Here is a 14,139-nt window from a genome sequence, read left to right as displayed (position 1 = left end):
TTTATATATAGCTAGCTAAAATCTGGTGATTTATAAATCATTGTTTTTCCAAAACTATAGTCATGTTCGACCATTTTTTTACTTTCCTGTTGCGGATAGAGAATAAGCTTTCCTTTATATACGAGTTCAAGATTGTTCACAGCTAATAAATCTTGCGGTGTACATTGGCTTGGGCACTTTTCAATTATCCCTTTTTTTTCATGTAGGATTGTTGCAACAAATTGAGAGCAAAAGAAAGCATTTTTTCGTTTCAGTTTATATTTTAGCATAATGGCAATAAGTCCTAAGAAATTATATTTATATAACTCTTTGTTTGCTTCTATTTGTCTAACCTTTGTTTGCATTTGTTGATATTCCACTTCTGTTAAGGAATAGCTGTATATCTCACATCTCGCTTTTTTAAATAATCCTTCTGCTATTCTTTCCCTTACAAATCCGCCAATAAAGGGATTATAAGGCCTCTTTCGCCCAAAGCTGAATATATTCGTTAATTGTTTATCAAATGAAATCGATACATGGTTTAAAGGCTTCTTTGTATATAGCTTGATTAATTTTGTAAAAAGTGTTCCTGTATCCGTAAAAATGATATAAACCTTTTTCTCCTCCATAATCTACCTTCACTTTCTTCTAAAATTCAAGTCAATTTACTCTTCTCTTCTTATAGACGAAATAATACATAGAAAGGGGCCACCATAATACACAAAAAATTGGGTAGACTGCCCAAATTGTGTTTGGAGAGGAGACTGCATTCACAGTAATGAAAAATAAAATGATTAATAAACTAGCGTGTACCGAGAATGCAAAATAAGTCTTTTTCAACTTATGGTATAAAGATAGCGGCCACCATAACACGACAAATGCGGGATAGATTGCCCAAGGATATCCAGGTGAGATGAGTATGTTCAAAATTAGAGAATATAGGATTATACTTATGCTACCTACCCATGCAACGGACATGGTCTTAGCCCTTTTCCCTAAAATAATCAGTATTGGCCACCATAGGATGGGGAAAATGGTGTACAAGGACCACGGGTGAGCTGGCGAATGAATCACATTTTCAGAAATAAGAAAAAGAATAATGAGTCCACTGCATACGATCGAAAAGAATGTATGTTTCCCATGTTTCGCACAATACAGACCAATTGGCCATAGCAGCAATGCTAATGAAGGATAGATAAACCATAAATACTCGGTGCTTGTTATATAATTGACGATCATAAAAAAGAGAATACTCATAATACTGCCAGCTACGGCAAAACCAACATCGTATTTTTTCATTTTCTTTCACCCCTTATTTAGAACGCTGCCACTTAAAGTACATCGTTAACGGCCACCATAATACAGCAAACGTCGGATAAACAAACCAGATGACATCAGGAGAATAATAAAAATTAATAAAAAGAAATAATGCAATGATTAGTGCACTTCCCCATATAGAATAGCCTAAATTTAACTTCGTCATATTCTTCTTTATCGGTTGCTTGACACCGAGTTCTTTTTTTAAGTCTTCAATATCACCAAATTCGACAATTGCTTTATTAATTGCATCTTCCTCTTCTTTCCCACTCGCTATTAAATCCCAGACCTTTTCTTCAAGATTTTCCAAAACCTCTTGCTTAATTGCCTTTTTTTGCTCACTTTCGGGTATATCCTTAAACAGTTCTTCTACATGATTCTTTAGCTTTTTCACTTTAATCCCTCCATAAATAAATCAATGATTCCCCTTACTTCCTTCCACTCTTTCACCATTTCATGCAAGTAAGCCCTTCCCAGCGTAGTAATGCTGTAATACTTTCTCTTACCTCCTTGGGAAACCTCTCCCATGTAAGATTCAATTAGCTCCTTTTTCTCAAGACGCTGGAACACTGCATATAAAGTAGCTTCCTTTATCTGAAATCGATTGTCTGTGCGTGAACTGATTTCCTTTGAAATTTCATACCCATAACGATCCTCTTCGTAAATCAAGCGCAAAATAATCGAATCCAAATGTCCGCGAATAATATCACTTCTAATCATTTTGACACACCCTTGTACATTCACTATTCTATCTGATAGAGTAATGTTAACCGAAATTACTCTATCTGTCAAAGTAATTTTTATCCCTTTTTTAGCTTTTTTTGATTTTTTTGTAAAAAAACAAAAGGAACATCTCCTTCTTCTAGGAAATGTTCCTTTTCAGCTTTAGATTAGACGAACAATTTGTTTTTTCTTCCATGCCCAGCGGTAATAAGAATACACGAACGCAAAGGTCACGATGAATGCAGCAGGATAGCCGAACCATATTCCTTTGATGCCAAGATTTGTATAACCGGATAGCCAATACGCAACAGGAACCTCGATCAGCCAAATCGGAATAATACTTAAAACGGTCGGCCAAAGGACCGTTCCGCTCGCCCGCATCGTCGAATTTAGAATATGTGCATGTCCGATAATCACATAACTCCATAATGTAATCATAATCAAGCTATTCGCCATTTCAATTGTTTCTTTACTTGTAATAAATAGCGAGAGTATATTTTCTGAGAAAACGTAGATAAGTATAATTAATCCCCCGCTGATTACATAATTAAAGAAGACCCCTGTTCGAATGACCTGCTGTAATCGCTCGAATTGACTCCCGCCAATAGCCTGTGCAGCAAATACAGAAACAGTAATGCTTAAACTGATTGCAGGCATTTGTACATAACTCGCCACTTGATTCACTACGCCGTAAGCAGCTGTTGCTTCCGATCCATATCGGTTAACAAACGTGATCACTGCAATTTCAGAGAGTGACAGTAAAATCATACTAATACTGGATGGAATACCTAGGCGCAAGAGTAATTTAAGCAAGTCTTTATCCATTCTAAGATATTTTCGAATGGTAGCATCCAGTTTCAGCGGATGCTTCATTTTGTGTAAATAAAAAAGCATGACAACAAAAGTGATGATGGTCGATAGGAAGGAGGCGTAGGCTGCTCCATATAAACCGAGCTGCGGAACACCAAACCAGCCGAACACTAATGGCGGCAATAAGATAATATTAAGAACCGTACTGACAATTAGGAAATAAAATGGCGTTTTCGAGTCTCCTGTCCCCCGCATAAAAGTCGTGTATACGGAATACAAAAACAATACTGGCAATGACCAAAATAAAATTTGTGCATAATGGACACTACTATCTAAAATGTTTACTGGTGTACCAATTAAGCGAAGAATATCCATGGCAAAGATACCCCCAAGGATGGCAAGCACGACACCTATAATGAATGTAAATGTTAATGTTGTCCCTACTACAGCTTTAAGCTTTTCATCATTTCTTGCTCCAAAAGCCTGGCCTATCAGGATTGCACTGCCTGATCCGATCCCGATAGCAAAAGATATAAGCAGAAAGAATAAAGGAAAAAAGGCTGAGATGGCTGCCAATTCATTCACGCCTAACCAACGTCCGACAATGACCATGCCAAATAATTGACTAACAGATTGCAAGATATTGCTGAGAATTAGAGGGATCAGGAATATAAGCATCGAACGCCATACTGGCAAACTGCTCGTTCCTTGTCCTCTAGACTTAGGATTTTCATCTTTTATACTTTGCTGCGGTTCCAACTTTCATTTCTCCTTTTAGCGGGTCTTCTCCTGATGATACCCGCGTTCTCCATATGGCTGAAGCTGATTCAGCCACTTTTCTTCCAGTTTCTCTAATTCTTCCTTCTCATTATAATAGGGATCATCTTTTGCTTTTAAAATCTCTACTATTTCTATTTCAAATGCATCTTTTCCATATTCACTCCATTCTTTTTGGAGCATTTTATTGGAATAAGAACCATTTTCTAAAGCAAATTTTGTTCCATTCAATGTTTTAAAATTTCGTGTACTTCCGATAAAAACCTTATCATTCTTTATATTTTTAATTTGAAAGATCCCTGCTTCAATTTTAATTTCTTTAAATTGCTGCTTTAGTTCCTTTTTTCTATCCATATTCTCTTTCCTCCCGATTATTTTTTAAGCCAATATTCACTGCCATCTGCTTTCCGATCTAAAAAGCCGTATTCGATTAGATAACGTCTTAATAGTACATAATCATGGAAAGCATTATTCAATAGTTGATTAACTTCCTTTTCTCCATATATCTTTTCACTTTTGAAACGATTGGCAATTGCACGAAGAACGACTAGTCTTTGTTTTTCCTTCGGCGGAAAAGATTTCAGTTGTCCACTTGTTCCTTCAGGAAAAAACTTTTGCAGTATTTCATCATTCTCCTCCTTCGTCACATTATATCGGTCATCGACCATTCTTGCTGTTGTATGAATATCAATGAATGCTGGTTTATGATTGTCCTTTTCTTTTAAAAGCTCCATCAATGTCAAAAATAGCTTTGCCTGACGCTCTTTTTCTTTTAAAACAAAGCGGTGGTTTCGAATCGTCGATGCACTGCCAATTCCCATTTCCTTCTGCACTTCGGCATCACTTTTACCCTCAAAAAAAAGGCGAAGAAGGCGATTTTGATGATCTGTCAATCCTGTAAGCTTTTTATCAAGATCAATCAGGTACTCAAAAACAGAGCCATGTTCAGCTTCTATATGAAGAGACATATACCTTCCCGCTTCGTAGAAAACATCCTCTGCCTGATAAACGATCCCTTTCTCTGTAGTTTTTCCGCATATTAGACACATGTAATGACGATCTTGCTCAACATAGCCTTGTTTCAATTCCTCAATTGAGGCATTCCAAAAGGTTTCAGATAAACTCATTTGTAGTCACAACCCTTAACTGTTTGTATTATATTAGACATTATATATTTTTGTTTGTTTATTGTCAAACAAACTGAGTAGATATCTATGCGAGTTGATGGTTTGGCCATAAAAAAGAATCTGGCTAAGTGCCAGATTCTTTTATTGATAAGCTTTAATATTTAATAATGTTTCTAAGTCTACCATTTCAAAGCCCTTTTCCTGCAGCCCTTCTATTAAATCAGACAACGCCGTGGCTGCTTCTGTCTTCTTTGAATCTGAATGCATGAGGATAATATCACCATTTCTAACATCATTCATAACATTATTAACAATATTGCTCGCCTCTTTTTGTGACCAATCAAGCGTGTCTATGGACCAAAGGACAACCGAATATCCTTCCTGCTGCGCTATCTCTACAACTTGTTTATTCGTCTCACCATACGGCGTTCGGATAATGGCAGGCTCTTTTCCAATAACCGATTTAATCGAATGTCCAGCTCGCTCAATTTCTATTTTAATTTCTTTCGCTGTTAATTTCGGTAATTCAACATGATTATAGCTATGACTCAAAACTAAATGACCACTGTTATATGCCTTTTTCACAACTTGCGGATGTGCTTCCACATGACTTCCGAGAAAAAAGAAGTTCCCTTTTACCTTATATTTATTCAATAGATCAATAATGGCTGGTGTTACTTTCCCATCTGGGCCATCATCAAAGGTTAAAGCAACTTGTTTTTTATTTGGACCATTTAAATATACATTTTTATGCTCACGAGCAAATGAAACCATTTGTTGTCGCCATTCCTTCATGCTTTCCCATGCCGATGCAGACAGCTGATTGGATTCCCCTTTAATATTAAGAAGATACTCAGCCTTGGCTCGTTCTGAATTCATCACTGAAAGATGATGAACACCTTTTTCACCTTTTGGAATAATGAACTTCAGTTCGATTTCCTGGTCTAATTTATATACATAAATTTCTTCCTTATCCATTTCCCTCAATTGGTCAGGCTGACCAAAACAATCTTCTATTTGCGCTGACGTAATTTCATTAAGTTCCTTAGCATAGGAACGAACATCGAATATATTCCCTGACTTATTAAATCCATACGCAAAGCTTTTACTTTGATAAGTAGCATAGAACCCCTTGCCTGCTTGATCCTCATTGTCCGGCTTACCCCATTCAGCTTTTACTTCATCTATGTTGCTGTCCAGTACATTGTAAGGACTGCCTAAGGTCATTCCGCTTTGCGCTTTTTCCATGACACGATTAAGCAAATCGAAAGCCTGATGGTCTTCTTTCGGCTGCAGTCCATCTTCCCTCTGCTGCAATTGCTCAGATGAAGCCGAGTTATCCGCATGACAAGCACTTAATAGAATCAGTAACATGCAAATAACAAGTATGCTTTTTTTATTCAAGGTTCTATGCCCCCTTAAAAGTTATTTCTTCTTATCAGTCGGAAATATTCAATTAAAAGTTGCAAGAATGCTTAGAATCAGTTCTGAAGAAATGTTAGGATAATGCCTTCAAGCCCGTTACACCGATAACGATAAGGATTACACTTGCAATCCTTAGCTTATTTTTAGATTCCCCAAAGAACACCATATTTAACAGGACCGCTCCTGCTGTTCCAATTCCAATCCACACAGCATAGGCGATACTTAACTGTAAATAGTTGAATGAAGTATATAAAAATGCAAAAGAGGCACCAAATCCCCCTAAATAAATGAATCCATTTTTAATTGTTTTGTTCTGGCTATATAATTTTAGCCCTAGTACACCAATAATTTCACTTACTGCAGCACAAATGACAAACAGCCAGCCCATACTTAAGCCACTCCTTTCGATACTGTTTCCTCTTCTTTGTTATCAGCTAGATTTAACCCAATAACTCCTGTTACTAAAATAGCGATAAAAAGAAACTTCCCTGCACTAAAGCTGCCACCAAAAAGGAAAATATCCATTAATGCTGTTCCAATTGTTCCTACTCCAGCAAATACTGCATAAACAGTCCCCGTTGGAAGACTTTCACATGCTTTTGGGAGGAAGTGGAAATCAATCAAGATGATTCCAATAATAATCACCCATTGCCACCAAGTCTCGGCAACATTAAATCCATACACCCAAATTAATTCAAATAAACAAGTTAAAAAGACATACATCCATGCTTTGTTCATTTTATCCCTGCCTCTCGATGACTGACTGTCATTCATTTTTAAACAATAAAATATTACTTTACATTTTTACTATTCTTGAATACCTAATCCATGCTTTAGAAATTCTAAAACTTCCGCTTTCTGGATAGAGGCTTGATCATCCTGTTTTGAATCATATAAGTAAACCTGCTCAGCTGCCGATTCTACTAAGCCGATGAATAGTTTTGCCGTACGCTCGACATGAATCGAATGACGGATCACCCCTGAAGCCTTTGCCTCTTTTAGAAACTGGCTAATCCAAGAATAAAAAGGTTCATATACGGTTTCCCATTCTTTAATATGTTCCGTTGATCCCATACCTGCATAGATTAACGCAAGAACTTCCCGGTAATCACATGTGATCTTAAATATGGCATCAACTACTTGGGCAAGCTTTACAGAAAATGAGGCATCCTCTTGTACTTCATTTTTTACCGCCGCAATCGTTTTCTCAACCATTACTTCTGCAATTGCCGGCATGACGGAAAGCTTAGATGGGAAATACAAGTAAAACGTACCTTGTGCAATATTTGCTATTTTTACGATATCGGAAATTTTCGTTTTCTCAATGCCTTTTTCACGAAAAACTTCAATCGCAGCATGAACAATCTTTTCTTTTTTATTCATGTTTTTTTTGTCCTTTCAAAATAAATGACTGACTTTCATTCATTTTATAGAAAATAATACATGTTGTCAAAACGCAATGTCTTTTTTATGAAGTTTCAAATGGGCACTTTAGGGAACTTCTAAGAATACGATAAAATGATAAAGTTTAGAGGAGTGTATAAATTGTACCCATCTTCCAATTATGGATACCAGAAAGTATGTAAGGATCAACCTATTGCCTTTCCGCCTCAGCATCAGGATACTCAGCCAGGACTTGAATATTTAATGGTTCCAAGACCCATTTCGGAGAAACCAGCTTATAAGGGCTCAGGAAAACTCAAAGGAAAAGTTGCTATTATAACGGGCGGAGACAGCGGGATCGGCCGTGCAGTAGCCTATGCTTTTGTCAAAGAAGGGGCTAAGGTCGTTATTGTTTATTTAAATGAGCATAAAGATGCTCGGGAAACCGAAATAAGAATTAAAGAGCTTGGCGGAGAATGCCTCCTTATTTCAGGTGATTTAAAGGAAGAGAAGATGTCACAGCAAGTTGTTCAACAAACATTAAAGGTATTTAGAAGAATTGATATCCTAATCAATAATCATGCCATTCAATATGTGAGAAAAAGCATACTCGAAATTACTAAAGAGCAGCTGGAGCAAACATTTCAAACAAATATTTTTTCATTCTTTTACTTAACGAAAGCTGTACTTCCACATCTAAAAGCTGGCAGCTCCATTATTAATACAGCTTCCATAACCGCTTATGAAGGAAATAAGAAACTAATCGATTATTCAGCAACAAAGGGAGCCATTATAGCATTTACACGTTCATTGTCCCTTTCTCTTGAAAAACAGCAGATTCGTGTAAATGCTGTTGCGCCGGGCCCTATATGGACGCCGCTCATTCCTGCCACATTTTCTGAAAAAGAGGTTATGAAGTTTGGACTGGATACCCCAATGAAAAGAGCCGGCCAGCCATTCGAGCTTGCCCCCGCCTACGTGTATTTAGCATCCGAAGATTCAAGCTATGTTTCCGGGCAGGTAATTCATGTAAATGGCGGGACAATGGTGAGTTCCTAAATTCCCCATTGTTTTTCAGATATCTTACTCGATATATTTTTAATATGAGGAATTTTTCTTCCATCCACCTTAATTTTGACAGGTAAAAAGGTACAATAAAAATAGACTGGTTCCCGCATTTATTTATGGGAGTCAGGCTATTTTTTACTCAAAAAATTCATTACATCTTCTTTTTTATTCAGAAAAACCTGTTTCCCTAACTCAATTAGTTCATCCATAAATTCTACTTCATCAAAGGGCATTTCTCTCCCAAGCTCCTCATTTAAACGAAAATAGTTACTGCCAAGCAGATGCTGACAATAATACGTAACAGATTCGGATGACAATTGCAGGGCCAAATCTAGTAGCTTTGGTGTCATCTTCATAGAGGGGAAATGAAATGGGAGCCAGTGCTTGGCACCCCAGTATTTATCCTTCCCAATGGAAAAATCAATGTGCTGCAGACCTGTACCAATAGAAAATATCTCTATTTCACTTATATCCCTTTTTAATTGATGAAGTGCCTCTGTCACACAAACAAGTGATGGGTTATTTGCCCATAATCCCCCGTCAATAGACAAATACTGATTATTTATATTGTTCGGCGGAAAAAAGACCGGTGCAGAACAGGACGAGAGAACTGCATCCCACAGCTTAATCGATAAATCATCATTCTCTGTATGTCCGTAGTTCGATCGATGAATAAAGGGCTTCCCATTTGTTACATCTACCGCCGGGATCAGCAGTGGCTTTTTTATGTCTGCAAGCGCCCTTTCACCAAATGCCTTCCGGAAAAAGCGTCGTAAATAGTGGTCGCTATAAATACTTTTAAATAGACCAACCTTCGCCTGCCGTACAAAAATCTTCTTTCCAAATAATTGATAGCTATCCATCACTTCGCTCATTCTCTTTCTCAATACGACAGATGTGGCAATAATTGCACCTGTACTCGTTCCAGCCACCACATCGAATAAATCACTTATCTGATATTTACACTCTTCCTCTATTGCCTGTAAAATAGCTACGGCAAATACCCCTCGGATTCCACCGCCGTCAATGCAAAGCATTTTCATCTTTTCCACCTTGATAGTATGTCTTCCACCATACTGTTCCCTAACTCACAAAACTTTAGCATAAAAAGAATCGTTTATGCATACTTGTTATACTTGGGAATATTTTATTTTATTTTCGGAGTCCGTATCCTCCCAACCTTTACAAACATCCACCCATTCTTTAGCAGAGGAAAATTCAAATATTTCATCACAAGTTAGCTCAATGGCCGAGTTGGTACTTCCACAAGCAGGAAATAGAGTTTCAAAACGTTTCATAGAGACATCTAAATAGATGTCAAGATCTTTCACCAACCCAAACGGACAGACACCGCCAATCATATGCCCCGTCTGTTCCACTACCTCATCTGCAGAAAGCATACGCGCTTTCATTTGGAAAGCCTGGCGAAACTTTTTATTATCAACCTTTGCATCCCCAGCAGCAACAACTAGAATGGCTTTATCCTCTTCTCCTCTAAATGACAGTGTCTTTGCAATACGTGCAGGAATAACACCTATGGCTTCAGCTGCCAAATCAACGGTTGCACTTGATGTGTCAAACTCCATAATATCCATTTCACGATTCCATTTTTTCAAATGAGCTCTTACACTTTCGAACGACATCTTCATCCACTCCTTCCTTATATTATGCAAAATATTACCACTATTTATCGCGTTGAAGCAACAGGAGTGATTTGGAACTAAACGACATCAGCGTACGTTTTTCTTTTTCATAGTATAACAACTCTGAGTGGATTGAAAAAATAAATCATTAATATATTAAGTTTTCACCAATTTTTCACTTATAACCCATAATTTTCTGATATAATAATTTTTTGATAGAACTATCTAAATTTAATTGTAAATAACCATTTAATAAAGGAAGTGTTTGATCTATTATGGCAACAGGATCTTATTCGATGAATGTAAACACAGGAAAAAAAACGATCGACATGACGGTTAGTGGAAGTTTTACACCTGAAAAGGCACAAGAATTTATTAACGAATACCAAAGTAAAACAAGTGCTATTAAGGCTGACGAATTTATACTTCAATTCGATTGCCGAGATTTAAATTTAGTTACACAAGAAATGATCCCTGATCTTGAAAACTGCTTTCGCCTTTATCAAAGCTCTGGGTTCAAGAAAATAGTTATTGAAATTAAAAAGAGTGCGGTCTTAAAAATGCAACTAAGCCGTTTGGCACGCAATACCGGATTAAATAATGTAGAGGTTATTGAAAATTAATACGGTAAGTAAATGAGTAAGGCTTTTTGTAGTCTTACTCATTTTATTAATATAATAATAATAGGACATTCCTTAGGAGACGTTATGACAAACATTAAAATCAATGCAATTGAGGTTTATCACCCTAGTAAAATTGTTAAGAACGACTACTATATTGACCATTTTCAACAAATAGGCAGAGATATTACACATTTTTTGGATGTTATGGGACGTAATGAAAGATTCCTTATTGAGAATAACAACGAGAATGGTATAACAATGGCAACAGAAGCTTCCAAGCGTGTATTAGAAAAGGCTGGGTTAACTGGAACAGATATTGATATGATTATTTTTTCAACTCAAGTTCCAGAGAAAACTGTGCCCACAAATGCTATGTATGTTCACCATTCTATTAACGGCAAGAGAGATGCAATTGTAATGGATACAAACGCAAATTGTGCTGGAATGACCATTTCAATCGAGCAAGCTTCACGTTATATGCTATCAAATCCACATGTACATACTGCCCTAATTATAGGTTCAGATAATTTCTCACTTATTGCTAATCCTGAAGAGGAAATTACATATGCTAATTTTGGAGATGCGGCTTGTGCCGTAATCCTGGAGAAGACCGAAGAAAACACAGGATTTATTGATGCAATCTATGAAGTAGATTCTACTTATCGAGACAATATTCTTTATCCTGAAAAGGGTTTATCACAGACTATTAAAGGAGAAGGATCGATTGATTACATGAAATGGTATCCATTTGATGGAAGTGTATCCTTGCCCTTTACATATGAAAAAATCAAAATACTATTAGAACGCAACCACTTAAAAATTGAAGATATTGATAGTTTTTGTTTATCACAATTCGCTCTTTCAAATATTTTAAAAATCCAAGAACATTTTAGCATTCCTGATCAAAAAATAATGTATGTGGGTGACCGATATGGCTATACAGGAACAAGTAGTCCATTTATTGCCCTTTATGAGGGAATTGAATCTGGCAGAATTAAACGTGGCGATCATATCCTTTTTTGGACAATCGGCGGGGGCCACGAATTTATTACGATGTTATTTAAATATTAATGATTAACAAATTGAATTAGACGATATACATATATTCCTAAAAATTATTATAATCCAATTGACAAATACCAGTTAATTGTATATTGTGATAATAACTAAAAAATGAAAGGGTGACCCAATTAGATGAAGTTCTAATCCTATTTTTCGAAAGCAATCAATTGAAGACTGTTTTAGTTAGCAGATTTCTGCTCTATTTCTTGCTGTCTTCAATCGAGGTTTTCAGAATAGGATTAGGTTTCTATAGTTGGTCCTTCAAAGGGAGCAGTCTCTTTGTGCACCTCTATGCCTCCTATTCTGAATGCAGATAGGAGGCATTTTTTTGTCTCCAAGCACTTGATGAAATGGGGATGATTGTATGTTGCTATTAGAGGCAAACCATATCAAATTATTTATTAAAGACCGCTTATTATTAGATATAGATAAATTACAAATTCAAAAACATGATCGAATTGGCCTGGTTGGCAGGAACGGCTGTGGAAAAACAACCTTATTAGAGGTTTTAGCAGGAAAAACTGCTCCTGATCAAGGAACACTCACAACAAACGGCCTATGCGAGCTTTTGCCGCAGCTAAAAAGAACGGATACGACAAAAAGCGGTGGGGAAGTTACACAGGAATATATTAATGCCGCACTCGCAAAAAGCCCTGCTATTTTACTGGCAGATGAGCCAACAACAAATTTGGATACAAGTCACATTGAATGGCTGGAAAAGAAATTCAAAAAATCCTTCAGCGCACTTGTTCTTGTTTCACATGACCGTGCATTTTTAGATGCTTTATGTACGTCCATTTGGGAGCTTAATGAAGGAAAAGTGAAGGTATACACGGGCAACTACTCCGATTACATGAAGCAGAAGGAATTAGAGCTGCACCAGCAAAAGCAAGCTTATGAATCGTATGAAAGGAAGAAAAAACAGCTTGAAGAAGCATTAATTTTAAAAGAGAAAAAGGCAGACAGAGCGACGAAAACGCCAAAGAATGTAAGTTCCTCCGAGGCAAGCATTACTGGTGCCAAGCCTTACTTCGCCAAAAAGCAAAAGAAACTGCAAAAAACGGCTAAGGCAATTGAAACTCGTTTAGAAAAGCTGGAGAAAGTTGAAAAAGTTAAAGAAGCGCCTGTCATAAAAATGAATTTACCTAACGAAGAAACCTTTAAAGGACGAATTGTGCTGCGGGCAGAAGATATGCAATGTTCGATCGGTAAGAGATTGCTTTGGAAATCTGCCAGCTTTCATGTGCGTGGAGGAGATAAGCTCGCCATCATCGGGGCGAACGGCTGCGGAAAAACAACGCTTGTAAAAAAAATATTGAAGCAGAATGAAGGGATATCGATCTCCCCTTCGATGAAAATTGGCTACTTTAGCCAAAATATCGATATTTTAAATACGGAAAAATCAATACTGGATAATGTCAGCACAACCTCGATACAAGATGAGACATTCATACGGACAGTCCTGGCGAGGCTGCATTTTTTCAGAGAGGATGTCTATAAGCCTGTTGGCGTTTTAAGCGGAGGGGAACGAGTAAAAGTAGCTTTCGCTAAATTATTTGTTAGTGAAATTAATACAATTATATTAGACGAACCAACAAACTTTCTCGACATCCCATCAGTAGAAGCACTCGAATCTCTCTTGCGGGAATATGAAGGAACCGTCATTTTTGTTTCTCATGATCGGCAATTTATCGAAAGCATTGCCACACGAATTTTAGCGATTAACAACCAAGAAATCCAGGTATTTGATGGGACATACGAGCAATACAAGAACTATACACCGAAAGAAACACGCGATACGAAAGAGGATCAGTTGCTGCTATTAGAAACTAGAATAACAGAAGTGCTGAGCCGTCTTAGTATTGAACCTTCAGATGAGCTGGAATTAGCGTTTCAACGGCTTTTAGCTGAAAAACGAAACCTAAATAAATAAAAATAACAAAAACGGCAGAAATCGAATTGCCGTTTTTTCATTTACCTACTTTGACCAATTAAAAATAACAATCCACTCTATTTCCCTTAGAGATAAATCAAGTTTTATACAAATCTTTATTTTGACTGGATGTGTTTAGATTCCTTCCTCCCCATTTCACACATATCCTTTAAGACTTATATACCTTCTTGTCCCGTATGTTCAAAATTTTATAAATTAGATATTTAAGTTTACAAATGAAAAATAATCTTGTAGAATGTAAATCGTAA

17 protein-coding genes are annotated in these 14,139 nt (G+C 36.8%); 4 read left to right on the top strand and 13 right to left on the bottom strand.

The window, feature by feature from the left end:
- Nucleotides 1-11: 11 nt before the first annotated feature.
- From RUH74_RS18485 to RUH74_RS18435, 11 genes are all read right to left on the bottom strand, one after another.
- Complete coding sequence (locus RUH74_RS18485) at nucleotides 12-608, bottom strand: hypothetical protein (RefSeq protein WP_313802655.1); 597 nt, start codon at nucleotides 606-608, stop codon at nucleotides 12-14.
- A gap of 31 nt (nucleotides 609-639) precedes the next feature.
- A complete protein-coding gene (locus RUH74_RS18480) occupies nucleotides 640-1,278 on the bottom strand; it encodes a hypothetical protein (RefSeq protein WP_313802653.1) in 639 nt (212 codons plus the stop codon).
- Nucleotides 1,279-1,291: 13 nt separating this feature from the next.
- A complete protein-coding gene (locus RUH74_RS18475; protein WP_313802651.1) occupies nucleotides 1,292-1,690 on the bottom strand; it encodes a permease prefix domain 1-containing protein in 399 nt (132 codons plus the stop codon).
- Nucleotides 1,687-2,016: a PadR family transcriptional regulator gene (locus tag RUH74_RS18470; RefSeq protein ID WP_313802649.1), complete on the bottom strand. Its 330-nt coding sequence runs from the start codon at nucleotides 2,014-2,016 to the stop codon at nucleotides 1,687-1,689. Before RUH74_RS18470 ends, RUH74_RS18475 begins: the two co-directional genes overlap by 4 nt.
- 165 nt (nucleotides 2,017-2,181) lie before the next feature.
- On the bottom strand, nucleotides 2,182-3,507 hold the full coding sequence (locus RUH74_RS18465) for an MATE family efflux transporter (RefSeq protein ID WP_313802697.1): 1,326 nt from the start codon (nucleotides 3,505-3,507) through the stop codon (nucleotides 2,182-2,184).
- A 96-nt stretch (nucleotides 3,508-3,603) separates the two neighbouring features.
- Nucleotides 3,604-3,960 (bottom strand): GIY-YIG nuclease family protein, encoded by a 357-nt coding sequence (locus RUH74_RS18460; protein WP_313802647.1) that lies wholly within the window; start codon nucleotides 3,958-3,960, stop codon nucleotides 3,604-3,606.
- Between the two features lie 17 nt (nucleotides 3,961-3,977).
- Nucleotides 3,978-4,733: a DUF2087 domain-containing protein gene (locus RUH74_RS18455; protein ID WP_313802645.1), complete on the bottom strand. Its 756-nt coding sequence runs from the start codon at nucleotides 4,731-4,733 to the stop codon at nucleotides 3,978-3,980.
- Nucleotides 4,734-4,874: 141 nt separating this feature from the next.
- Nucleotides 4,875-6,137 carry a polysaccharide deacetylase family protein gene (locus RUH74_RS18450; protein WP_313802643.1) on the bottom strand — a complete coding sequence of 421 codons (1,263 nt, stop codon included), beginning with the start codon at nucleotides 6,135-6,137 and terminating at the stop codon, nucleotides 4,875-4,877.
- Between the two features lie 94 nt (nucleotides 6,138-6,231).
- Entirely contained in the window at nucleotides 6,232-6,546 is a 315-nt protein-coding gene (locus RUH74_RS18445) for a DMT family transporter (protein ID WP_313802641.1), read from the bottom strand.
- Nucleotides 6,547-6,548: 2 nt separating this feature from the next.
- The gene (locus RUH74_RS18440; RefSeq protein ID WP_313802639.1) at nucleotides 6,549-6,896 is read right to left on the bottom strand and encodes a DMT family transporter; all 348 of its coding nucleotides are present in this window, start codon (nucleotides 6,894-6,896) and stop codon (nucleotides 6,549-6,551) included.
- A gap of 69 nt (nucleotides 6,897-6,965) precedes the next feature.
- Nucleotides 6,966-7,541 carry a TetR/AcrR family transcriptional regulator gene (locus RUH74_RS18435; RefSeq protein ID WP_313802636.1) on the bottom strand — a complete coding sequence of 192 codons (576 nt, stop codon included), beginning with the start codon at nucleotides 7,539-7,541 and terminating at the stop codon, nucleotides 6,966-6,968.
- Between the two features lie 153 nt (nucleotides 7,542-7,694).
- Between RUH74_RS18435 and RUH74_RS18430 the strand changes: the two genes are divergently transcribed.
- On the top strand, nucleotides 7,695-8,600 hold the full coding sequence (locus RUH74_RS18430; RefSeq protein ID WP_313802695.1) for an SDR family oxidoreductase: 906 nt from the start codon (nucleotides 7,695-7,697) through the stop codon (nucleotides 8,598-8,600).
- A gap of 137 nt (nucleotides 8,601-8,737) precedes the next feature.
- On the opposite strand, the gene RUH74_RS18425 is transcribed toward RUH74_RS18430, so the two are convergent.
- Complete coding sequence (locus RUH74_RS18425; RefSeq protein ID WP_313802634.1) at nucleotides 8,738-9,652, bottom strand: CBASS cGAMP-activated phospholipase; 915 nt, start codon at nucleotides 9,650-9,652, stop codon at nucleotides 8,738-8,740.
- Nucleotides 9,653-9,739: 87 nt separating this feature from the next.
- The gene (locus RUH74_RS18420; protein WP_313802632.1) at nucleotides 9,740-10,252 is read right to left on the bottom strand and encodes a YbaK/EbsC family protein; all 513 of its coding nucleotides are present in this window, start codon (nucleotides 10,250-10,252) and stop codon (nucleotides 9,740-9,742) included.
- A 275-nt stretch (nucleotides 10,253-10,527) separates the two neighbouring features.
- On the opposite strand from RUH74_RS18420, the gene RUH74_RS18415 reads away from it, so the two are divergent.
- The 3 genes from RUH74_RS18415 (at nucleotide 10,528) to RUH74_RS18405 (ending at nucleotide 13,870) form a co-directional block, all read left to right on the top strand.
- Nucleotides 10,528-10,875, top strand: coding sequence for a hypothetical protein (locus RUH74_RS18415; protein WP_313802630.1), 348 nt, complete (start codon nucleotides 10,528-10,530; stop codon nucleotides 10,873-10,875).
- A gap of 84 nt (nucleotides 10,876-10,959) precedes the next feature.
- Nucleotides 10,960-11,946 (top strand): ketoacyl-ACP synthase III, encoded by a 987-nt coding sequence (locus RUH74_RS18410; RefSeq protein ID WP_313802628.1) that lies wholly within the window; start codon nucleotides 10,960-10,962, stop codon nucleotides 11,944-11,946.
- 355 nt (nucleotides 11,947-12,301) lie between these two features.
- Nucleotides 12,302-13,870, top strand: coding sequence for a Vga family ABC-F type ribosomal protection protein (locus RUH74_RS18405; protein WP_313802626.1), 1,569 nt, complete (start codon nucleotides 12,302-12,304; stop codon nucleotides 13,868-13,870).
- Nucleotides 13,871-14,139: the final 269 nt, after the last annotated feature.

The sequence above is a fragment of the Cytobacillus sp. genome (assembly GCF_032154635.1).
GTDB lineage: Bacteria > Bacillota > Bacilli > Bacillales > Cytobacillaceae > Cytobacillus.
The sequence above is the reverse complement of the archived record's forward strand: the minus strand, read 5'-3'. Positions and strand labels throughout refer to the sequence as shown.